We start from the raw sequence: 21,959 nt of genomic DNA, 5'->3' as shown, positions 1-21,959 counted from the left end.
AGCCGAAGCCGGAGCCCGAAGCGGAGCTCGAGCCGGTGCTGGAGTCGGGGCCGAAGCGGCTCTAGCCGGAGCTGAGGCTGCGGCTGAGGCCCGAGTTGGAGCCCGGGGCCGGGACCCGGAGGCGGTGCTGGAGCCGAAGCTGGAGGAGGTGCTGGAGCCGCAGCCCACGCCGCGCCCGCACCCGCAGCTGGACGCGGCGCGGAGCTGAAGCCGGGCCGGAGGCGATGCTAGAGCCGAAGCTGGATCCGGGGCCGGAGTGGAGCCGAAGCCGGGGCGGAGTCGAGCCGTTGTCCAGCCAGTCGGGGCGAGGGCTGCGATTCGTATCAGCGAGAGGACTTTCCTGGCGCGCTGTTCCGTTGGGATGGCAGGGTTCGCGCCTGCCGCGTGGCGCGTTGCTGTGAGGTCCGAGAGTTCCCGTGTCTCTGCGTTATCCGGCCCAGCAGTAACCAGATTCGCATCGTCGGGAGATACGCGGGTGATGGTGTGGAGGAGCGGCGGGGTCGGAGGCGGAGCTGGGCCGGGACGCGGAGCCGAGGCCGGAGGCGGCGCCGGAGCCGAAGCTGGAGCCAGTGCTGAAGGCAGCGCCGCACCCGCACCCGCAGCTGGAGGCTCGAGGGGCGGCGAGGAGCCGGATCTGAAGCCGGAGCTGGGGCCGAATCTGGAGCTGAATCTGGAGCTGAAGCGCAACTGGAGCCGCAGATGGGGCCGGAGATGGGGCCGGAGTTACGGCACGGGCTGGAGCTGACGCCGAGTCGCAGCCGGAGGGGCGGCGGAGGTGGAGGTGGAGCTGAGCCCGAATCTGAAGCCGGGGACAGGAGCTGAAGCTGAGCCGGAGCCGGTGCTGGACCTCGAGCCGGGGCTGGAGAAGGAGCCGAAGCCGGGGCCGGAGGAGGAGTTGAAGCCGGGGCCGCCGCAGTCAGACCCGGAACTGGGCCGGGGCTAGAGCCGAAGCCAGCGCCGTAGGCGGACCTCGGCCGCAGCCGGAGGGGCAGAGGGGCTGGAGCCGGAGCTTGCGCCACAGCCGCAGCCGCAGCCGCAGCCGCAGCCACAGCCAGGGCGGAGGCCGGAGCCGCTGCCGGAGCCGCGGCCGCCGCAATCAGAGCCGGAGCCGGAGCTCCGGTCGGGGCCGGAGCTCAAGTCGGTGCCGTAGGCGGCGCCGCAGCCGGACCTGTGGGGGCTTAAGTCGGCGCCGGGGCCTGGAGGTGAAGTTGGGGCCAGGAGCTGAAGCCGGTGCCGGGGCCGGTAGCGGTGGCGCAGCTTGGGGCTGAAGCCGGGGCCGCGTCTGAAGCCGTAGCCGGGGCCGGGGCCGAGGCGAAGCCGGGGCAGGGGGCCGAAGACCGGGCCGGGGCCGGGGCTCGAGCCAGGGCGGAACCGAAGCCGGAGCTGAAGCCGCCGCACGAGGCGGAGCCGTCGCCGCAGCCAGAGTCGGAGGGTCGGCGGTAGCGTGGCCGGAGCTGAAGTCGGGGCCAGGCTCAGGCTGAAGTCGGGGGCGGAGTCGAGTCGTGGTTCAGCCAGCCGGGAGAGGGATGCGATTCGGATCGACAGAGTCGTCCTGGTGCGTTGACCCGTTGGCATGGTCGGCTTGGATCTGCCGTGTAGTGAGCGCGACCGGGGGCGAGCATTGCTGTGTCTCTGGGGTATCCGGCGCAGTATCAAGCCGATTCGCACCGTCGTCGGGAGATGGGTGGGGGTGTGGTGGGGTAGCGGAGCGGCTGTGCGGATGGACGTGGGTGCGAGTGGAGACTTCCCTTGGGGGATGGGGAGGGTTCGATCGATGTTTCACGTGAAGCATCGATGCCGGGCGTCGGCGCTCGAGCTGGTTAGAGTTCGATGCGCGAGGGGTTCCCGGACTTCCTTCGGAGTCGAGTCGCTCTGCGCGCGCTGATGGGTGTTGTGGTTTGGATGTTTTCGCCGTGGGGCTCCGAACTGTTCAGCTGCGGTGGTTGGCTCGCGGCTGCCGCCAGCGTGGGACGGAGCCCGCGGAGCCCGACCGCTTCTCTCGTGAACTCGCAATAGTGCAGTGTCGCCGCGAATGCCGTGCGCGGACGTGTAGTCGAAAGTGGCGGCCCGCTCCCCGAGGACCGGCAGTTGCTTTCCGCGCCCTTCCTCGCCGAGGCGGACGGCAGCCCCCAATGGTGGTGCCGATGAGTCAGTCGCGCCGGCGGTTGCGCTGGGACCAGCTGCGACAGAGCGGTCGTGCCGGGAGTGCGTGCATCAGAACGATCGTGCCGAGAGAGCTCGCAGCAGAGCAGTCCTGCCGAGAGCGCTTGCAGCAGAGCAGTCGTACTGCGGGTGTTCGCAGCAGAGCAGTCAGACGGAGGGTGTTCGCAGCAGAGCGGCGGTGCCGGAGGTACTTGTAGCAGAGCAGTCAGACGGGGGGTGTTCGCAGCAGAGCGGCGCTGCCGAAGGTACTTGTAGCAGAGCAGTCGCGCCGGAGGTACTTGCACTAGAGCAGTTGCGTCGAAACAGTGCGGAGCTCGGAGCGCTGTCATTGCTGGAGGATTCGGAGCGATTCGAGGGACGGATCTTCCCTGTCGGCTACGTCGGGCGGCTCATTGGTGGGAGCGGCGGCGTGCCGTCAACCGCGCATCGGCAACTCGCGCTCTGGACTCCCCTGCTGCTCTTGGTAACCCGCCCTCCGATGCCGTTGCCGTTGCCGTTGCCGTTGCCGTTGCCGTTGCCGTTGCCGTTGCCGGAGCCGGAGCCGGAGCCGGAGCCGGAGCCGATGCCGATGCCGGAGCCGATGCCGGAGCCGATGCCGGAGCCGATGCCGGAGCCGAAGCCGAAGCCGAAGCCGAAGCCGAAGCCGAAGCCGAAGCCGAAGCCGAAGCCGAAGCCGGAGCCGAAGGCGGAGCCGAAACCGAAGGCGGAGCCGAAACCGAAGGCGGACCAACGACCAGCGACAAGCCACCAGCGACAAGCCACCAGCGACAAGCCAACTGATGACAAGCGATGACTGACAAGCAATAACAGGACAACCGACGAGCAACGCCATCCCCACACTCGCCCGATTACAGCAGACCGACGACAACCGGCGGATCCCCCAAGCGGACGACTCCAGAGCCGCCTCCCGAAGCACCACCGCCCCTTCGGAACTAACGCAACAGCGATCCGGCACCGCACCAACAAACACATTGCTTCACGTGAAACATCGCCCACCCGTTGCCGCAACAGATGCGCAGATCCCTACCCACGACATCGCCGCAACCAGCCCCAACATCGAAAAGACGAGCCCCTATCTCAACCAAACTGCACTGCCGGACCAACCTCCACGCGCCCGAAAACCGAAACCGGACGCCCCCGAACCCCCATCCCCCCAGTGCAAACCACCTCCCCGCCGGAATTCCTGCGGTGCGCAACGCTGATTCGCGGCTATCTGCGTGTCGCCGCGATTCAACTTTCTTCTAGCGCTCAGTGCTGGCAAGCTAGTGTGCGTCGGGCGTGAGCGTTGGTGCCACGGTGGGATGTGGTGTGCGGGACAGCTCCGCTCGGTTGATCGGACGCCATCCCGATGGAGCATCATGTTCGATCCGACACAGGCTGTTGAAACACGGCGTCGGCATGGGCCGAGAGCACGTGGTCTGTAGTTCTCTGGTTAGGAGCTGTCTATGTCGAGCGGTCCGGCGAATGTTTCACGGGAAACCATGTCGCGCGTGCCGGGGATGCTGGACTCCAGCAACTTCGATGCGGAGGCCTTCGGAAGCACACCGTTCGGGCACATCTCCCCCAGTGAGACCCCGATTGCGGCCGAAGCTCAGCGCGCCAGTCAGATCTTGCATCCAGGAAAGGTGACAGTGCCGAAACCTCGCGAGCAACGGATCATCACCATCGCGAATCAGAAGGGCGGGGTCGGTAAGACGACCACGACGGTGAATCTTGCCGCGGCCCTGGCGCATCAGGGGATGAAGGTGCTCGTGATCGATCTCGATCCGCAGGGCAATGCCAGCACTGCGCTCGGCATCGAGCATCACTCGGGTGTCCCTTCCAGCTATGAACTGCTCATCGGCGAGGTCTCCGTCAAGGACGCTATCCAGCAGAGTCCGCACAACGAGCGGCTGCTGTGCATCCCGGCGACGATCGATCTCGCGGGTGCGGAGATCGAACTAGTCTCGATGGTCGCCAGGGAGGGCCGCCTCAAGGGGGCTATCCAGGAGGCCAATATCGCGGGCTACGACATCGATTACGTGATGATCGACTGCCCGCCGTCCCTCGGCCTGCTGACGGTCAACGCGATGGTTGCCGCCAAGGAGGTGCTGATCCCGATCCAGTGCGAGTACTACGCGCTGGAGGGCGTCGGTCAGCTGCTGCGCAATATCGGGCTGGTGCAGGCCCACCTGAATCCCGAGCTGCACGTGTCGACGGTGATCCTCACGATGTACGACGGCCGCACCAAGCTCGCCGACCAGGTCGCGGAGGAGGTGCGCGGCCACTTCGGCGATGTCGTGCTGCGCTCGGTGATTCCGCGCAGCGTGAAGGTCTCGGAGGCTCCGGGCTACGGGATGACCGTGCTCGATTATGATCCAGGCTCCCGGGGTGCGATGAGCTACCTCGACGCCGGACGTGAAATGGCCCAGCGGGCGATGGCCCGGCAGGCCGCGAACGGCGCGGAGTGATTCGGGTACTGGTGACCCGGGTCGGCGTGACCCGGGTCGGTGGCGAACGAGGGAAGGGATCGGTGGGCCGATGACTCAGGCGAAGAAGGGTGGGCTAGGGCGCGGTCTGGCCGCGCTGATCCCGACGGGCCCCGCGGCCACGCAGGGTCTCGGCAGCGCCGCGGCCAACGTCGTGATCGGTCTCGATCCCGTCGGTCCGCAGCCCGCTTCGGCCTATCTGCACCGCGTCCCCGATCCCACCGAAACCGCCGACGAGGCCGATCTCGCCTCCCCCGGCGGCGCGATCTACCGCGAGATTCCGCCCGATCAGATCGAGCCGAACCCGAAGCAGCCGCGACAGGTGTTCGAAGAAGAAGCGCTCGCCGAGCTGGTGCACTCCATCCGCGAATTCGGGCTCATGCAGCCGATCGTGGTGCGCCGCGTCGAGCCGGGCGTCGACCGCTACCAGTTGATCATGGGTGAGCGGCGCTGGCGGGCCTCCCAGGAGGCCGGTCTGGAAGCGATCCCGGCGATCGTCAGGGAGACCGCCGACGAGTCGATGCTGCGCGACGCCCTCCTGGAGAACATCCACCGGGTGCAGCTGAATCCGTTGGAAGAGGCGGCCGCATACCAGCAGCTGCTCGAAGAATTCGACGTCACCCACGAAGAACTGGCCACCCGGATCGGTCGATCCCGTCCGGTCGTCACGAACATGATCCGTCTGCTGAAGCTGCCGATCCCGGTGCAGCGGCGGGTCGCCGCGGGCGTGTTGTCCGCAGGCCACGCGCGCGCCCTGCTCGGACTGGACGCGGGCGCCGACGCACAGGAGGTGCTGGCCGCCCGCATCGTCGCGGAGGGACTCTCCGTGCGGGCCACCGAGGAAGCCGTCACGCTGGCCAACCGCGACCCGGATGCGGCCACTCCCCCGGCTCCCCGGCGCAAGCCGATCCACATGCCCGGTTTACAGGACGTGGCCGAGCGCCTGTCGAATTCGTTCGACACCCGAGTCACCGTGAGCCTCGGCAAACGCAAGGGCAAGATCGTCGTCGAGTTCGGGTCCGTGGAAGATCTGGAACGCATCGTCGGTCTGATGGAACAAGAGCAGCTCGGTCAGTAACAGAAAAGGCAAAATAACCCCGTGTTAACGGTAAGTACGGGCCCGGCGTCGAAACGTCACTGTGACGGCGTCGAAAACCGCGGTGCCACACCGGCATTCCGCGCGCAATCGGCCCGGCACGAGGGCTTCGACCAACAGCACAGCGACGTGGAATGAGGCGGGTTCGCTTGATCGCTTATTCTTGCTGGCGAGAAGACGTTGATGCGGCGTGAGCGTGGATGAATCGGACAGCTGGAGGCTGAGCAGAGCGGTGTCGACCAGCGTCACAGCACTTACCCTCGGCGGACTGGACAAGCTGCCCGCGCATGCTCGTCGCTGTGTCTTCTGGGAGATCGATCCCGCCGTCGCGGAGGACTCGCGAGCATTCAGTGATCCGGTCTTCGAAAAGGAAGCCTGGCTGTCGACGGTCATGCTCGAGTGGGGATCGTGCGGCCAGGTGGCGAACGTGGACGGCAGCGTGGCGGGCTGTGCGCTGTACTCGCCGCCCAGTGCCGTGCCGCGCGCGTCGCTGTTCCCCACCTCCCCCGTCAGCCCGGACGCCATTCTGCTGACGACACTGCGCACCGAATTTCCGCACCGTGACGAGGACGTCGCCCACCGCTTGGTGCAGGCCGTGGTGGCGGATCTGGTGCGTCGCGGTGTCCGGGCCTTGGAGGCGTTCGGCATTCGCACCGAGCCGCCGGCCACCCGCCTCTCGGACCGTTTGGTCGGTTCGATGACGCTCATGGAACGGATCGGCGCACCGGTCCGCGGTTCCGCCGCGGCCTCCCCCACCGAATGCTCACCGCAGACCTGCATGATCGATGCGGACTTGCTGGAGGATTTCGGGTTCAAGGTCGTCGCGCCGCACCATCGCTTCCCGCGGCTGCGCCTGGAGCTGGATTCCGATCACGGTTGGAAGGAAGACGTGGAGCGCGCGCTCGACCAGCTGCTCGCCGCCGCGTCCATGACAGCTCCTACCAGGGTGGGCGCACGCTGAGCCGAGAAAGCCCCTGTCGACCGGAGTCGGCAGGGGCTTTCGTTCGAGATGGAGCTCAGGCCCGGTCGGCGGCGGCCAGTTCTTCGGCCAGCAGCTCGGCGAAGGTGTACGTGCCGGTGGGCTGATCGTCCTGGCCCAGCAGGTACAGGCGCTTCACCGAGATCAGGATGGCTTCGGCGATGACGTCGCGCATGCGCGGATTGGTGAGCACCGAGGCGTCGTAGTCGTTGGTGAGGTAGCCGATGTCGACCTGGACCGTGGGCATCTTGGTGAGCCGCAACAGATCCCAGGTGCGCGAGTGCGTCCGGCAGTCCTGCAACGACGTGCGGGCCACCACCTCGCGCTGGATGAACCCGGCCAGCACCTGCCCGATCATCGAGACGGAGCCGTGCGAGTTGCCGAAGTGGAAACTGGCCACACCGTTCGCCGAGGGGCTCGGGTTGGTGGCGCAGCGCAGCGAGATCATCAGGTCGGCGTCGAAGGCGTTGGAGGTCTCGGCACGCTCGGCGTCGGTGGGGTTGGCGCCCCACGGCCGCGAGAGAAAGGTCTCCATACCCGTGGCGGCCATCCGGCCCTCCAGCCTGCTGGCCAGATCCCACAGGATCTCCGACTCGTAGACGTCGCCGAATTCGCTCGGCACCGCGTACCCCTTGTCGGGACCGCCGAGACCGGGATCGATGACGATCCGCTTGCCGGTGAGCTGCGGCCCCGCCCGGTGCACCACCTCTTCTTCGGCGATGCGGTGCGGATTGCCGCCGGTGACGCGCGCGCCGAGCAACTCCAGCGAACGCAGCGTGTCCGGACCGCAGATGCCGTCGGCGGCCAGACCGATCTCGCGCTGGAACGCGGTGAGCGCGTCGTGGGTGTGCGGGCCGAAGTACCCGTCCACTCGATGAACGTAGAAGCCGAGGTCCTGCAGTTTGCGCTGCAACGTGGCGACGTCGTCGCCGTACAGCGGCGCGGACAGCTGATAGATCAGCGTGCGCGCGCCCAGCCGGTAGGACGCCTCCTTCAGGGCCCGGTATGTGGCCGGACCCACTACACCGTCGACGAGCAGCCCGCGATGTTGCTGGAACGCGCGGACCGCGGAGTCGAGGTGGTGATCGAAGGAGGCTTCGGTGTCCTTCCAGTACTCGCGCGCGTCGCCTTGATCGGCGCCGATGGCGTGTGCGTGCAGGAAGCCGAGACTTGCCAGGGTGCTCCGAACCTCTGCGACGGCTGGACCGGTATCACCGTGACGAAGTCGGTGCATGCGTGAGAGCCCTTTCCTTCCGTCAACCCGGGTACCCACTCATGCGACGGCATACACCCTCGCACGACGGAGCGTCGGTCGATTGTCTCAGACCTGCCCCGGAATCCGACAATTACGGGGGTGGTGCAGGCATCCTACGGCGCGTCGTGGATTCGCGTCGTCAGATCTCGCCTTCCAGTTCGCGGAGGAGGGCCGCTTTGCCCTTGGCGCCGACGATCTGCTTGACCGGCTTGCCGCCGCGGAAAAGCATCATAGTGGGCAGGGAAAGGATCTCGTACTCGCGGGCCGTCTCCGGGTTGGCGTCCACGTCCAGCTTGGCGACGGTCAGCTTGTCCGCGTTCGCGCTCGCGATCTCCTCGAGCACGGGGGCGACCATCTTGCACGGACCGCACCAAGCCGCCCAGAAGTCGACGAGGACGGGCTTCTCACTGAGCAGCACCTCGTCGGCGAAGGACTTGTCGGTCACGGTGACCGTGTTCTCGGACATGGGTTTTCTCCTTGGTGAATCGGTGAGAGCGAAGATCAGTTGGTCGGCACGGCGACCGGCCGGCCCGCGGCGTCCAGGGTGTTCGCGGTGATGTCACCCTGCTCGGCCAGCCAGCGCTCGGCGTCGATCGCGGCGCGGCAGCCGGTACCCGCGGCGGTGATGGCCTGCCGGTAGGTGTGGTCGACGAGGTCGCCCGCGGCGTACACACCGGGGATCTTCGTGGCCGTCGTCGGGTGCTCGACCTGCACGTAGCCTTCGTCGTCCAGCTCCACTTGGCCGCGCACCAGCTCACTGCGCGGGTCGTGACCGATCGCCACGAACAGACCGGTCGCGGCCAGCTCGGAGGTCTCGCCGGTACGGGTGTCGCGCAGCGTGAGACTGGTCACCGCTTTCTCGCCGTGCACCTCGAGCACTTCAGCGTTCAGCACGAACTTGATCTTCTCGTTGGCCTTGGCGCGCTCGAGCATGATCCGGGACGCGCGGAACTCCTCGCGGCGGTGCACGATAGTGACGCTCGACGCGAACTTGGTGAGGAAGGTCGCTTCCTCCATGGCCGAGTCGCCGCCGCCGACCACCACGATGTCCTGGCCCTTGAAGAAGAAGCCGTCGCAGGTGGCGCAGGCGCTCACGCCGCGGCCGAGCAGTCGCTGCTCACCGGGGACGTTCAGATAGCGCGCGGCCGAGCCCATGGCCAGGATGACCGCGTACGCCTGGTAGGTCTGATCGCCCACCGTGACCGTCTTCACCGGCCCGCTCAGGTCGATGGCGTCCACGTCCTCGGTGCGGATGTCCGCGCCGAAACGCTTGGCCTGCTCGCGCATCTCGTCCATCAGGTCGGGGCCCATGATGCCGTCGCGGAAGCCGGGGAAGTTCTCGACCTCGGTCGTGGTCATCAGCGCGCCGCCGAACTGGGTGCCTTCGAACAGCAACGGCTCGAGTTCGGCGCGGGCGGCGTAGACGGCCGCGGTATAGCCCGCGGGGCCGGAGCCGACGATGATCAGGTCGCGAACTGGCGTGCTCATGGGGCCCTTCCGAGAAGATCTGGGGGGAACGTGACGGTCAACAACAGCCTAAACGCTGTTGTTCCCGCGCCGGGCGGCCCGTGCTCGGTCAGCCGATGTCGGTGACTTGCTTCACCTGCGGGTCGCTCGTGGTGCAGCCGGGGCCGACGACCAACGCCGTGACCTTGTTCTGGGTGGGACCGGTGAGCAGGATGAGCACCGCGTCCTTGCCCTGATACTTCATGTTCATCGACCCGAGGACTGCTCGGTCGATGCCCGTGGCGGCGACGCAGCGGTCGAGTGCGGCTCGGTTGCCGAGTGGTCCGGTGACGTCGTTGCGGCCGAGGGCGGCGAGCGCGGCGGTGGGGGTCAGATCATCACCGAGGGGACCGTTGCTCGGCGTCGGTTGTGCGGTGGGCGTCACTTCGTCGACGCGGAGCATTTGGGCGCCGATGGCGGTCCCCGCGATCACCGCGAGGGCGGCGGCCGCGGCGGCGAGCCAGCGCAACCGTCTTCCGCGACGCTCGTCGAGCGAGACGGGCGCCGCGAGGTTATCCGTCCGCTCTTCGGAAGGCATTGGCGCGCTGTGACTTCCGACGGCAGCGTCGTGTCCGGGGGCGGCGCCGTTCCAGGATGCCGCGGTGCCGATCCGATGAATGGTGGCGACCCGTTCGGTCGGCTCCTCGTCCAGTTCCAGTTCGGTGACGAAGGCCGCGAGCCGTTCGCAGACGTCCTCGGGCATCGGATGGACGACGCGCTCGTCGGCGCGCAGGGCGCGAATCCGCGTCGTCACCTCGTCCAGGGAGCGCAGGTAGCGCACGGCGTCCGAGTCGGCGCGGACGGCGGGCCACAGTCGCGCGCCGAGTTCGGGGTCCACGTTGTCGGCGTGCAGGTCGGCCAGCAGCTCCGGCGAAAATGGAGGCTGCGGTACGGACCGGGTCGCCATCGCACCTCCAGTGTTCTCATCCGACGTAACTGTCTTGTCTGCCGCGGTCGGGCCGCGGGAACTCGCGGGCACCGTATGTACATCGCTCAGGTGTTCGTCACTATTAATGACGCATCGCCACTACTTCCGGTTCCCCGGATCACGGAGAAATTCCAACCGTTCTTGCAGGCGTTGCCTGCCGCGGGCACAGCGACTCTTGATGGTGCCCTCCGGAACCCCCAACATCGCGGCCGCCTCCGACACGCTATACCCCTCCAGATCGATCGCGACCAGAGCGGTGCGCTGATCGGGCGGCAGCGAGAACAGCGCGCGGTCCACCACGATCGACATCTCCAGTTCGGCGAACTCGTCTCGTTCGTCGCGCGGCTCCGGCAGCGTCTCGGGTGACAGCGGGATCGCCCGCCGGGTCTTGTTGCGCCGGATCCGGTCCAGGCAGGCGTTCACCACGATCGCGTGCAGCCAGCTGCGTACCTCGGCCTCGGCGCGGAACGATCCCGCGGTGCGGTGCGCGGAAAGCAATGCGTCCTGGAGCGAATCGGCGGCGTCCTCGCGGGTGTAGGAGGTGCGCAGGGCGGTCTGCCAGAGGTGGTCGTTGTGCCTGCGCAGCAGTTCGGCGAAGGCGTGGCGCTCGCCGCGCGCGTGGGCGCTCAGCAGTTCTTTGTCGGTGAGCTCGCCGAGCGCGAACGAGCGCTCGCGGGACGCGACCCGCGAGCTTCCCGCGTGGGAATCCTCGTTCAATTCGGACGACAAGACCAACCCCTTGGACGTGCGCTCAACTGACGACAGCGCGAAGCGGTCGTCGCCGAAAAAATTTCGCAGCATCCGGGATCGAAAAAACCAGGTCCCGGGAAGCTCCCCTACTGAGAGCGCGAGCCGATCATATCGGGGATGCCGAAGTGGCAGCAACAAGACCGCTCGGGATGGGATACGCCGGAACAGGCGAGAATTCGGCGCGCGGGCCGGGTGGAATCAGGGTGCGGCGTCGAACCGCAGATCGGCGATCGTCGTCTGGAACTGGTTTCCCGAGCGGCCGAGACCGGTGATCCAGACCAGCACGTAACGAGCGGACTGGTCTGCGCTGACCGGGATTTCGGTGACGCCGTCGGCCAGCTGGGCCGTGCCGATCAGCTGGGTCTGATCCAGTGTCGGCGAATTCGTCGGCGAGGTACGGATTTCCACGGACGTACCGGGGCTCGGCGAGGTGATCGAGACGTTCGTCAGCTTCGCCGGGCTCGGCAGCGTGGCCAGCAGCCCCACGCCCTTCTTGAGGGCGGGGAACTGCTGGAAGTACTGATCGGAGCGCCAGACGGTGGCCGGGTCGTTGTCCAGCACCGCGCCGACGCCGCTGACGTTGTCCGGCGTGCCCTCCGGGGAGAACACGGTCGCTCCGGTCACCGGGACCGGGACGCCGCCCTCGGACGCCTGGTTGCCAGGGATCGCTCCGGCCGGCGTGGTCGGCGAGGGCAAACTGTTGGTGGTCAGACCGATATTGCGCTGCTCGTCGAGCGGTGCTTCGGACGCGCCGGGCGCGAAAACGCTGACCATCCACCAGATCACGATGCCGACCACCAGCGCGGCCAGAATGCCGAGGCCGACCATGATCCACATCATGCGCTGCGACCGCTCGCGTTCCGCGGCGAGCAGTTCGGGATCGGCCAGCGAATCGTCGGTGTTGACCGGCTGCGCCCGCTGCCCGAGCCGCAGCACCGGAATGAAATCGGTCTTCTGGTCGACGACCGAGGCCTGTTCCAGCACGTGCTGGACGGTGGCCGCGGTCCGCACGCCCTTGTTCGACTCCAGCGAGCGCACCGCGACCGCGGAGATCTCGAAGGGCACCTCGGGCCGAATCTGTCTCGGCTCCATCGGCGTTCCGTCCGGGCCGAAGTCGGCGAGGCGCAAGCCGCCGACGGTGGCGGCGGTGCCGGTCAGACCGCCGGAGCGGATCGGCCAGCGCGCGGTGATGAGCGCGTAGAGCATGGCGCCGAGACCGCGCACGTCGGATTGCGCGTCGGAATCGGATAGCGTGCCGGGGAAGGCGAGCACCGCGTCACCGGACGCGCTGATCCGCACCCGGTCCGGGTGGTCGATGGACAGCGAACCGCCGCTGCGGTGGGCCAATTCGGCCGCCGAGGCGAGTGCGCGGATCGCCCGCGCCGCGCCGATCGGCGACGGCACCGTCTCGGCCATCTCGCGTAGCGAGCGACCCGGGGTCCACTCGGCGACCACGATGCCGCCGGAGCTGCCGCGCACCACGTCGAGAACGCGGGCGAGGCCGGGCGAATTGATGCGGCCGAGCCGCAGCGTGCGGGAAAGGATGGCCTGCGGACCGTCGTGGCCGGAGTTGTCGGTGGCCTTCTGATCGGCGTCGACGAACGTGAGCGCGACCTCGCGGTCGAGTTTGATGTCGAGCGCCTGCCAGAACTTCAGTCCACGCGCGCCGCCGTGGCTGGCGAGCAGGCGGTAGCGGCCGCCCGCGACCGAAGCGCCCGGAATCAGCTTGGGGCCGCGCGGAGTTCGACGCGAAGCCGTCGTTTCCGGCGCGGTGGGCGGCAGCTGCGGAATGGGGATCATTCCGGTGTCGTACATCGGGTCGCGCGGCGGCGCCTGGCGCGAGGTCTCGCGCGGACCGTGCTGCCCGTCGGTGGAGGGAGTGCCTACCGCTTCCTCGTTCGTATGCTCGGGGTCCGACGGGTTCTCCGCGGCGGGCGGATGGTCGGTGGACAGGCCACCGACCTTGGGCGCAGAAGGATCGGCGGCTGGGACGCCGCCCACCGCCGCGTCGTCGCTCACCCTGGTTCCTCCTTCGCCCTGGTATGTCGAAGATCCGGCGAATTCGCCACTTGTGCTTCTCTGCCGAACAGGGTACGGGAACTCCCCCCGCCCGGTGCGGTCAACAGCATCCGGTCTGATCACGGGCAAGACCATCGTGGCCTGCGAATCCAGGTACGGATCGAAGCCGGAGTACATGTACGGATCGGGCCTGCGGAACACCTGCGTGGCGTACTGGTCCTCGACCGGTCCATCGAGGTCCAGATCCGGCGCGGGCGGCGTGATGCCGAGGCGACGGGAGATGGCCACGGTGATGGCGACGATCTCCGGAATACCGGCGAGACGCATGAGCCCGAACGCCGTCGCGAACATGACGATCGCCGTGATCGTCACGCGGATCAGCGAGCCGGGACCGCCCATGGATTCCGACAGCCGCTCCAGGCCGAGCACCTTGTCCACGATCAGCATCACCGCGCCGCCCGCGATCGACGCGAGCACGACCCGGGTGACGGTGCGGCCGACGTTCGCCATCCGCAGATCGCCGAGGCTGCGGTGCAGCAGGTAGCCGCCGATGATGGCGCCCGCGGTGAACCCGAGGCCGGTGGCGACGCCGAGCACGATGACGACCTGATCGCTGTTGTCCGCGATGACCGGCGCCAGCGCCGAGAAGGCGATCTTGACGGCGGTGATGCCGAGGATGATCCAGGTCGGCGTCCACGCCTGCTCCCGCGCGTAGAACACCCGCAGGTGGATCAGCACGAGCGCGTAGGGAATCAGCGCGAAGGCCGACCAGCTCACGGCATAGCCGAGGCGTTCGGCGTCGCCGGTGAAGCGCGCGTACCCGAACAGCGCCTCGCCGAGCTGGGGTCCCGCGAGCGTCAGGAAGGTGACGACGGGGACGAGCGCGATCATCGTCAGGCGGGTCGCGACGGACAGGTCGTCGACGACGGCGGGGGTGTCGCCCTCGGCCGCGTTGCGGCTCAGCCTCGGCATGATCGCGGTGAGCACCGTGACGCCGAGGACGCCGTAGGGCAGCTGGAGCAGCAGCCAGGCCAGCGAGTAGATGGCGGGGCCCGCCTCGTCCGCCGTCGAGGCGATGTGGTTGGCGAAGACCAGGCCGACCTGGCTGATCAGCACGTACAGGATGATGGCGGCGCCCATCATGCCGAACTGCTTGAGCCGGGTGTCGACGCCCCAGAGCGGCCGCAGGTCGATCCCCTCGCGGCGGATCGCGGGCAGCAGGGTCGCCGCCTGGGTGAACACGCCCAGCGTGACGCCGATACCGAGGACGAGCAGCTTCGGATCGCTCATCCGCACCGGATCGAGCGTGATCTCACCGGGCGTCACCGCGTACAGGCCGAGCACAACGAGCACGACGACGTTGTTCAGCACGGGCGCCCATGCGCCGGGTTTGAACACCTGGCGGGTGTTCAATATCGCGGTGAACAGCGCCGACATGCCGTAGAAGAGGATCGCGGGCAGCAACAAGAAGGTCAGCGCCGTGGTCAGCTGGGTGTTGACCTTGCCGTCGGCGGAGACGAAGACGTGCGTCGCCAGCAACGGCGCCGCGGCCGTCGCCAGCAACGTGGCGCCCAACAACACCACGAAAGCGGCCGTGACCAGGCGTCGGACGAAGGCCGACCCGCCGTCGGGGTCCTCCTTCTCGGCGCGCACCAGCGTGGGCACCACCATCGCGGTCAGCACGGCGCCGAGCACCAGCTCGGTGATCATGTTCGGGATCAGGCTCGCCGAGGTGAAAGCACTGGCGATCGCCGGACCGAGTACCGCGGCGAGCAGCAGCTGCTTACCGAATCCGGTGATTCGGCTGATCAGCGTCGCGATCGCGATCGAACCGGAGTCCCTGAGCAGCCGAGCGTTCGTGTTCTCCGTGCTCTCGGCCGCCTCCGGCTCGGCCTCGGTGACCGCCCAGTCGTGGGCCGGCGGACGGTCGGCCTGGGCCGAGCTGTGCGCGGCAGGCCCGGTCCGGGTCCGCAGCGGCGCCGGGTTCGGCTGCTGCGGCGCGTACTGGGGCGGCGGCGCGAAACGCTGTGGCGGCGCCGGGGTGCGCGGGATCGGCCTGCCTTGGCCGGGCGGCATGCTGGTCGGCGGTGCGGGTCGTCCCTGCGGAGGGGGTGCGGGCCTGCCTTGCTGCGCGGGCGGCGCGGGGCGGCCCTGCGGCGTAGGACGCGGTCCGCCGGGACCGGCGGGCTGCGGCGGGTAATGATGCTGACCGGGATGCGGAGCGGCGTCGGGCCGTTGCGGCGGCACGGGCGGACGGCCGACGGGTCCGTGCTGCGCGGGCATCGGGCCGGATTGTCCGGGAAGCGGGCCGCGCTGCGCGGGCATGGGCCCCGAGGGCGGCGCCATCCGACCGCCTTGCGGCGGCCCGGACGGGCGGCTGACCCGAGGCACTCTCGGATACTCGCCGTAGGGGTCCCGGTGCGTCATGCCGGGATCCTCCTGCGGTTCGCTCTGCGGCCGGACCCGCTCCCAAGGTGCGGCGGGCGCCCGGCGGGCGGGCGGCCCGTCAGGTCGTTCATCAGGTCGAGACCGATGAGCGGATAAATCATCGTCGCTCATCATGCCTCCTGTGTCGTACCGGACCTGCGCATCCGGCATGCCCGATCGGCGTTTCGCCCATCGAGCCTCCCCCGCCGTGCTGGTTTACGCGCCCGCGCCGGAGCGGGCACGACGATGCTCCGATTGTCCCGCACGGTGAGGGCATCCGATCGATCATCCCTCATCGTGTCCGTGATCCTGTTCGCGTAGTACTCGCTTGCGCGCACGCCGGTACCTGTTCACCCGACGCCTGATGCCCGGGTCGAAACCCTCGTCCGCGGGATCGGGCTTGCCACGGAAGCGCCGCCAGAGCCGGCGGCCGGCCAACAGGAAGAGCAGCAGTCCGGCGCATGCCGTAATTATGGCCAAGGCCTGGCCGTAGGCGTTCGAACGCACCGAGACCGAGGTGGCGTTGCCGAGCGCGACACCGTCGGAGGTGGTGAGGGAAATCGGAATCACCAGGTTGCGGCTGTCGCTGACCTCGGTGGGAATCTGGAACGACCGCGTGCCCTTCGGTGGAAGCTGCTGTTCGCCGATGTCGGTGATATTCGTCTCGGCGGGCGCCTCGATACGGAACCTGATGCGGATCGCGACGGGCAGGTCGTTGCGCGCGACCAGCAGCAGCGGGCTCTGCTCGGAGGCCAGCGTGTACACGCCGCCGGGCGGGAGCACCGTCACCGACCGGTACAGGTTGTCCATCGTGCGGGTCGTCTGATCCAGCCGTCGCTGCGCGAAGGTGTCCGGCTGGGTGGCATTGCCGGTGCGGCGATCGGAGAGGGAGAGGACCCGCAGCAGGTCGTCGCGCAACGGCGTGAGGAACTGGCGCGGCGTCGGCTCGATCTCCGGCACGTCCACCAGCGCTCGCATCAGTTCGGTGATTCGGTGGCCCTGGTCGCGGGTCGGCAACACGAATCGCGCGGGCACCGCGTCCTCGGCGGCCTGCGGCAGATAGTCGAGCTCGTGCGGTTGGGCGTCCGGCGGCTGCGCGAGCAGGTCCGTGAACGAGCGCGGCACCGCGAGATTGTTCCTGACCAGCAGCTCCAGCTGCGCGAGCAGCGCGGCGGCCTCGTCCCGGTTGGCGCCCCACTGCTGCGGTGGCATCAGCAGCAGCGAGCGCGGCTTGCCCGGCTCCGGATGCAGCGCGCTCCACGAGACCGCGCCCAGCGCGTCCTGGAGACGGGCGGCGCGCGAGTCGTTGGTGACGTCGTAGCGCACCCGGTCGGGGGTGAACGACGGCGTCGGCGGATTCGAACCGACCGCGGCGAGCGCCGTCGCGGACCAGATGTCGAAGGTCGCCGCGTGCAGGGCCGGGTCCGGCTGTGCGGCGGGCGGTGCGCCGGGTTCGGGGGCCGGGGGCGACTGCTCCGGCGTCGGGTGCGCGGTGACGTCCGGTAGCCGGACCAGTTCGGGCGCCGCGGACTCGGCGACGTCCGTCTCCGCGCCCGCGGACGCGCGACCGTTGCTGAAATCCGCCGAGCCCGCCTCGCCGACCGGCACTGCGGCCGTGCCGGCCAGCACGGCGGTGCCGAAACCGTGGCTGCGCAACAACTTCCCGCCACTCGTGTCGATGCTGCCGGAATCCGGCAGGCTGACCCCGCGCAGCGAGCGGGTCGCCAGGATCGAATCGATGATCTCCGCGGGCGCGTGCAACGCGCGGGCCGACAGCTCGGGATCGTTCACCGCTGCCAGCGCGGTCACGTCCACCTGGGCGAACGGCAACGCCACCGTGCACACCGACGAGGCGAGCGTGCGCAACCGGTCCAGCCAGGTCTGCGCGTGCTCCGCGCCGGTGCCCTCGCGCGTCGCGCCGTCCGGATCCGACGGGCTGGCGAGCACGCGGTAACCCCTGGTCATCGCTTGCACGGTGAGCAGCAGATCCGGATCGACGGCGACACACACCGCCGAGGCAAGGCCGCGATCCCGGCTCGCCCCGGAACCGAGCGCCGACTCCAGCGCGCCGAGCAGCTGCTCCAGGCGCCCGCCCTTGCCGAGCGAAGCGGCCAGCTCGTCGTCGGTCAGCTCGACGTTCCCGTTCACCGAACCCGGCACGCCCGCCACCATCCGCGGCCGGTCGGCCAGCGGCCACAGCAACGTCGTCGCCACCGGAGCGTCGCTCGGCGCAGGCACCGGCTGCGGGGCGTTCGGCCCGGCCGGCGGCAGGCCGAGCACCGGCAGCAGGAACCGTGCGTCGTCGAGCCGCGCCTGGCTGCCGTACGCGGGCTCGCCGTTGACGTTCAACAGCAGCGGATACACGCCGGGCTCGGTGATCTGCAACGACGCGTCGTCGTCCGACCGCAGCGGAATGCTCAACGTGAACTGCTTGCGCTGCCCGGGACTGAGCCGCTCCACCACGTCCTCGAACGGACCGGTGAGCTCGTAGTTGACCTGGTCCAGCCGCAGCGCCGAACGCAACCCGCTCGGCGCCGACACCGCGGCGGCCCGTTGAATACGGACGCTGACGTCGTCGACGACGCGATCGCCGATGTTCGTCACCGTGCCCGACACCGTGAGCAGCGAATCACTGGTCGTGGTCACCGCCGAGGGCGAAACCGAATCCAGCGACAGCTTCAAGAATTTGGGCGTCGTGGAATTGTTCGACCCGTTCGGCTGCGCACCCGACGGGGCGGCGAGCAACACCGGCGCGGCCGTCATCGAACCGAGCAGGGTCAGGACCGCCACGATGATCCGGAACAGTCCACGCGTCATCGCTTGCCGGTCTCCATCCGGTCGATCAACCGGTTCGCCACCTCGGCCAGTCTGCGCTCGTCGGCATAGGCCAAACGAGAATCCAGTTCCGTCAACGGAACCCACGCGACCTGGGTGACCTCCACGTCGGCATCGGACAACTCGCCGCCGACGGAACGCAAAAGATAATGATGCACGGTCTTGTGTACCCGGCGGCCCTCGGTGACGAACCAGTAATCGATACTGCCCAACTCGGCCACCACCACGCCGTGAATGCCGGTCTCCTCGGCCACCTCACGGATCGCGGTCTGCTCCGCCGTCTCGCCTTCCTCGATATGACCCTTCGGCAACGACCACAGCAACCGGCCACGGCGATCGGTGCGACCGATCAAGGCAGCGCTGCGTTTATCGCTCGGTCCGTCCAGACCGTCCACGACCAATCCCCCCGCCGAAGTCTCCCGGACGGTACGCATGCGCGGTTTCGCCGCGTTGGCCGCCGAACCGCGGCGCCGAGGCTGGCGGCGTCGACTGTTCGCGCGATCGGCCGGAGACACCAAGCAATCCTACTGTGTTCAATTTGCCGCGCTGGCGCGCGGCGGGTTCGCGGCCCTCTATGTCTCGCTTCCCAGCGACCGAGACTCGCGACTGCGTCGCATGCGTCTCGGTCGCTGGGAAGCGAGACGGCCGCGAACGGTCGCTCGTCGGGCTCGCTCCGTGGTGGGGCAGGTGAGGGTGCGATGTTGCGTGAGTTCAAGGCTCTTACATCTGACTTGGTAGGCGTCGAGACTCGCGACTGCCGTCGCATGCGTCTCGGTCGCTGGGAAGCGAGATGGCCGCGAACGGTCGCTTGTCGGGCTCGCTCCGTGGTGGGTGAGTGGGGATGGGATGTTGCGTGGATTCCAGATCTTTGCGGCTGGCTTGCTTGGGGCGAGACTCGCGACTGCGTCGCATGCGTCTCGGCCGCTGGGAAGCGAGACGGCCGCGAACGGGCTCGTAAGACTCACCCTCGGGGTGGTTGGGGATGTGGGAGTTCGCTTCATGGGCTGCCCGGAGTGGTTGTGACCATCGGTTTGTCAGGTGGGATGGACGTCACCTTTCGTCCGAGGCGGTTGTTCGGTCGCGTCCCGGAAAATCGCTTTTCCCGGCTCGGTAAGCTGCTGCTTCGTGGTTTCGCCCAAGTCCGAGGATGCGCAAGTGACCGATCCAGCTCCGCTGTCTTCCGAGGAGCGGCGTACCCGGTTGCTGGCCGCGGCGGCGGTCACTCTCGGCGGGCTCGCCGATGTGCTCACGCCACTCGGTGAACTGTTCGCGGCGCGCGGGCACGAGCTGTATCTGGTCGGCGGCAGTGTGCGCGACGCGGTGCTCGGGCGGCTCGGCACGGATCTGGACTTCACCACCAGCGCGCGGCCCGAGCAGGTGCAGGAGCTGATGCGCGGGTGGGCCGACCACCTGTGGGATACCGGCGGCCTGGCGTTCGGCACGGTCAGCGCGGCCAAGGACGATCAGCAGCTGGAGATCACCACCTTCCGCAGCGACTCCTACGACCGGGTGTCGCGCAATCCGGAGGTCACCTTCGGCGACACGCTCCAAGGCGATCTTGTGCGCCGCGACTTCACCGTCAACGCGATGGCCGTGAAGATCGCCGCGGACGGTTCGCTCGAGTTCATCGATCCGCTCGGTGGCATGGACGCGCTGCTGGCCGGTGTGCTGGACACCCCTGCGGCGCCGGAGGATTCGTTCCATGACGATCCGCTGCGCATGCTGCGCGCCGCCCGCTTCGTCTCCCAGCTCGGCTTCGAACTGGCGCCGCGGGTGCGCGTGGCCATCGAGGCGATGGCGGGCGAGATCGATCGCATCACCGCCGAGCGGGTGCGCACCGAACTCGACAAGCTCATCGGCGGCGCGCATCCGATCGACGGCATCAATGTGATGTGTGAGAGCGGTCTCGCCCAGCGGGTGCTGCCCGAGGTGCCCGCCATGAAGCTGGAGATCGATGAGCACCACCAGCACAAGGACGTGTACTGGCACTCCCTGACCGTGCTTCAGCAGGCCATCGACCTCGAGGACGGCGATCCGGACCTGGTGCTGCGCTGGGCGGCGCTGCTGCACGACATCGGCAAGCCCGACACCAAGCGCAACGAGGCGGGCGGCGGCGTCAGCTTCCACCATCACGAGGTGGTCGGCGCCAAGATGGTGCGCAAGCGGATGCGCGCGCTGAAGTATCCGAAGCAGTTCACCGAGGACGTGGCGAGGCTGGTCTTCCTGCACCTGCGTTTCCACGGCTACGGCAAGGGGCAGTGGACCGATTCCGCGGTGCGCCGCTACGTCACCGACGCCGCCGAGCTGCTGCCCAGGCTGCACAAGTTGGTGCGCGCGGACTGCACCACCCGCAACAAGCGCCGCGCGGCCGCGCTACAGGCCACTTACGACGAGCTCGAGGTGCGGATCGAGCGCATCCAGCAGGAGGAGGACCTGGCCAAGGTCCGCCCCGACCTGGACGGCAACGCGATCATGGAGCTGCTCGGCCTGCCGCCCGGCCCGGAGGTCGGCAAGGCGTGGAACTATCTCAAGGAGCTGCGCCTCGACCGCGGCCCGCTGACCCGCGAGGAAGCCGAGGCGGCGTTGTTGGAATGGTGGAAGTCGCAGAGCTGAAAAGGCTTTCGCTCAGAAGACGATGAGCGTGGTGCCCGCGACGATGGCGTTGCGGATCTGCGCCAGGTCGAACGAGCCGGTCGTCTCCGGCAGGTCCGCGCGGAATCGGACCAGGTCGCCCTCGCGGACGGCGTGTGCGATGCGGGCGTGCCGCGGCAGGTTCTCCAGCAGCAGCGCGGGCGCGGTGATCGCGCGCCGCGGTATCCGGACGCCGAGCCAGTTGGCCCGGTGGATCTCGACGGTGAGCAGGTTGTTCTCGACCGCGGCGTCGACCAGCGCGGTCAGCCTGCGTTTTCGGTGCCTGGCCACGATCAGGCCGCTCTGGTGCACGCTCAGCTGCCAATCCAGCGGCAGGGTGTTCAGCCAGCCGACCAGGGCCGCCGTGGTGACGGTGGCCTCCACGTCCAGCTGAGACGCCCGCAACTTGGTCGGGACGCCGGGGATCAACCGGACGCCGTGCGCGATCACCGTCACCGCTTCGATGGGGTGTTCGTCCCAGCTCAGCCGCGACAGCACCGTCTTGGTCTGGAAGTGCGCTCCGCGCCTGCGCACCTTCAACACCTGCAGCGTCGCGTTCACCTCGTGGCCGAGCAGGGTGGCGTTGACCTCTTGGCCGCCGAACCTGCTGAGGATGCCTTCGCTCAGCACCGTCATCAGTGCGTCCGGCATCAGCGCCGTGACCGTGCCCGAGCCGAGGTCGACGACCGGATCCATCCACGAGGTGGTCGTCGCGATCCATTGCTCCAGCCAGGACTGATCGAACAGGCGCTTGCCGAAGTCGACGGCCCACAGCGGTGACCATGACTTCGGATCGAAATACGTGGCCATGATTGCTTCGAGGGTACTTGCCGCCGAGCGGTGCGACCATTCGTACGGGGAGGCGATCGTCTGCTCGAGGAGGCGGCCATCGGCGCCGGTCT

General features: G+C 68.4%; 14 protein-coding genes. 4 read left to right on the top strand and 10 right to left on the bottom strand.

Annotation, left to right across the window (positions count from 1 at the left end):
• Positions 1 to 2,538 precede the first annotated feature (2,538 nt).
• Positions 2,539 to 3,003 (bottom strand): hypothetical protein, encoded by a 465-nt coding sequence (locus tag ACRWNM_RS29800; RefSeq protein ID WP_431971452.1) that lies wholly within the window; start codon positions 3,001 to 3,003, stop codon positions 2,539 to 2,541.
• A gap of 659 nt (positions 3,004 to 3,662) precedes the next feature.
• Here ACRWNM_RS29800 and ACRWNM_RS29795 point away from each other — a divergent pair.
• From ACRWNM_RS29795 to ACRWNM_RS29785, 3 genes are all read left to right on the top strand, one after another.
• Positions 3,663 to 4,613, top strand: a complete 951-nt coding sequence (locus tag ACRWNM_RS29795) for a ParA family protein (RefSeq protein ID WP_431954254.1) — start codon at positions 3,663 to 3,665, stop codon at positions 4,611 to 4,613.
• A 70-nt stretch (positions 4,614 to 4,683) separates the two neighbouring features.
• A complete protein-coding gene (locus ACRWNM_RS29790) occupies positions 4,684 to 5,709 on the top strand; it encodes a ParB/RepB/Spo0J family partition protein (RefSeq protein WP_431971451.1) in 1,026 nt (341 codons plus the stop codon).
• Between the two features lie 250 nt (positions 5,710 to 5,959).
• Positions 5,960 to 6,688 carry a GNAT family N-acetyltransferase gene (locus ACRWNM_RS29785; RefSeq protein WP_431971450.1) on the top strand — a complete coding sequence of 243 codons (729 nt, stop codon included), beginning with the start codon at positions 5,960 to 5,962 and terminating at the stop codon, positions 6,686 to 6,688.
• Between the two features lie 55 nt (positions 6,689 to 6,743).
• Here the strand turns inward: ACRWNM_RS29785 and ACRWNM_RS29780 are convergent, their stop codons facing one another.
• From ACRWNM_RS29780 to ACRWNM_RS29745, 8 genes are all read right to left on the bottom strand, one after another.
• Positions 6,744 to 7,940, bottom strand: coding sequence for a peptidoglycan-binding protein (locus tag ACRWNM_RS29780; protein WP_431971449.1), 1,197 nt, complete (start codon positions 7,938 to 7,940; stop codon positions 6,744 to 6,746).
• A 160-nt stretch (positions 7,941 to 8,100) separates the two neighbouring features.
• Positions 8,101 to 8,427 (bottom strand): thioredoxin, encoded by a 327-nt coding sequence (gene trxA, locus ACRWNM_RS29775; protein ID WP_431971448.1) that lies wholly within the window; start codon positions 8,425 to 8,427, stop codon positions 8,101 to 8,103.
• Between the two features lie 35 nt (positions 8,428 to 8,462).
• On the bottom strand, positions 8,463 to 9,449 hold the full coding sequence (trxB, locus tag ACRWNM_RS29770) for a thioredoxin-disulfide reductase (RefSeq protein ID WP_431971447.1): 987 nt from the start codon (positions 9,447 to 9,449) through the stop codon (positions 8,463 to 8,465).
• Between the two features lie 88 nt (positions 9,450 to 9,537).
• On the bottom strand, positions 9,538 to 10,374 hold the full coding sequence (locus ACRWNM_RS29765) for a hypothetical protein (protein WP_431971446.1): 837 nt from the start codon (positions 10,372 to 10,374) through the stop codon (positions 9,538 to 9,540).
• 120 nt (positions 10,375 to 10,494) lie between these two features.
• Positions 10,495 to 11,124, bottom strand: a complete 630-nt coding sequence (gene sigM, locus ACRWNM_RS29760; RefSeq protein WP_431971445.1) for an RNA polymerase sigma factor SigM — start codon at positions 11,122 to 11,124, stop codon at positions 10,495 to 10,497.
• A gap of 219 nt (positions 11,125 to 11,343) precedes the next feature.
• Positions 11,344 to 15,240, bottom strand: a complete 3,897-nt coding sequence (locus ACRWNM_RS29755) for a murein biosynthesis integral membrane protein MurJ (RefSeq protein ID WP_431971456.1) — start codon at positions 15,238 to 15,240, stop codon at positions 11,344 to 11,346.
• A 636-nt stretch (positions 15,241 to 15,876) separates the two neighbouring features.
• Entirely contained in the window at positions 15,877 to 18,408 is a 2,532-nt protein-coding gene (locus ACRWNM_RS29750; RefSeq protein WP_431971444.1) for a DUF6049 family protein, read from the bottom strand.
• Entirely contained in the window at positions 18,405 to 18,941 is a 537-nt protein-coding gene (locus ACRWNM_RS29745; protein WP_084501546.1) for an NUDIX hydrolase, read from the bottom strand. Before ACRWNM_RS29745 ends, ACRWNM_RS29750 begins: the two co-directional genes overlap by 4 nt.
• Before the next feature lie 640 nt (positions 18,942 to 19,581).
• Here ACRWNM_RS29745 and ACRWNM_RS29740 point away from each other — a divergent pair.
• Positions 19,582 to 21,039 (top strand): CCA tRNA nucleotidyltransferase, encoded by a 1,458-nt coding sequence (locus ACRWNM_RS29740; RefSeq protein WP_431971443.1) that lies wholly within the window; start codon positions 19,582 to 19,584, stop codon positions 21,037 to 21,039.
• A gap of 12 nt (positions 21,040 to 21,051) precedes the next feature.
• Here ACRWNM_RS29740 and ACRWNM_RS29735 read toward each other — a convergent pair whose 3' ends face one another.
• A complete protein-coding gene (locus tag ACRWNM_RS29735) occupies positions 21,052 to 21,867 on the bottom strand; it encodes a hypothetical protein (RefSeq protein WP_431971442.1) in 816 nt (271 codons plus the stop codon).
• Positions 21,868 to 21,959: the final 92 nt, after the last annotated feature.

The organism is Nocardia sp. bgisy134 (assembly GCF_965341865.1).
Taxonomy (GTDB): domain Bacteria; phylum Actinomycetota; class Actinomycetes; order Mycobacteriales; family Mycobacteriaceae; genus Nocardia.
Note: the sequence above shows the minus strand (reverse complement) of the source record. Positions and strands in the feature narration are given on the sequence as shown.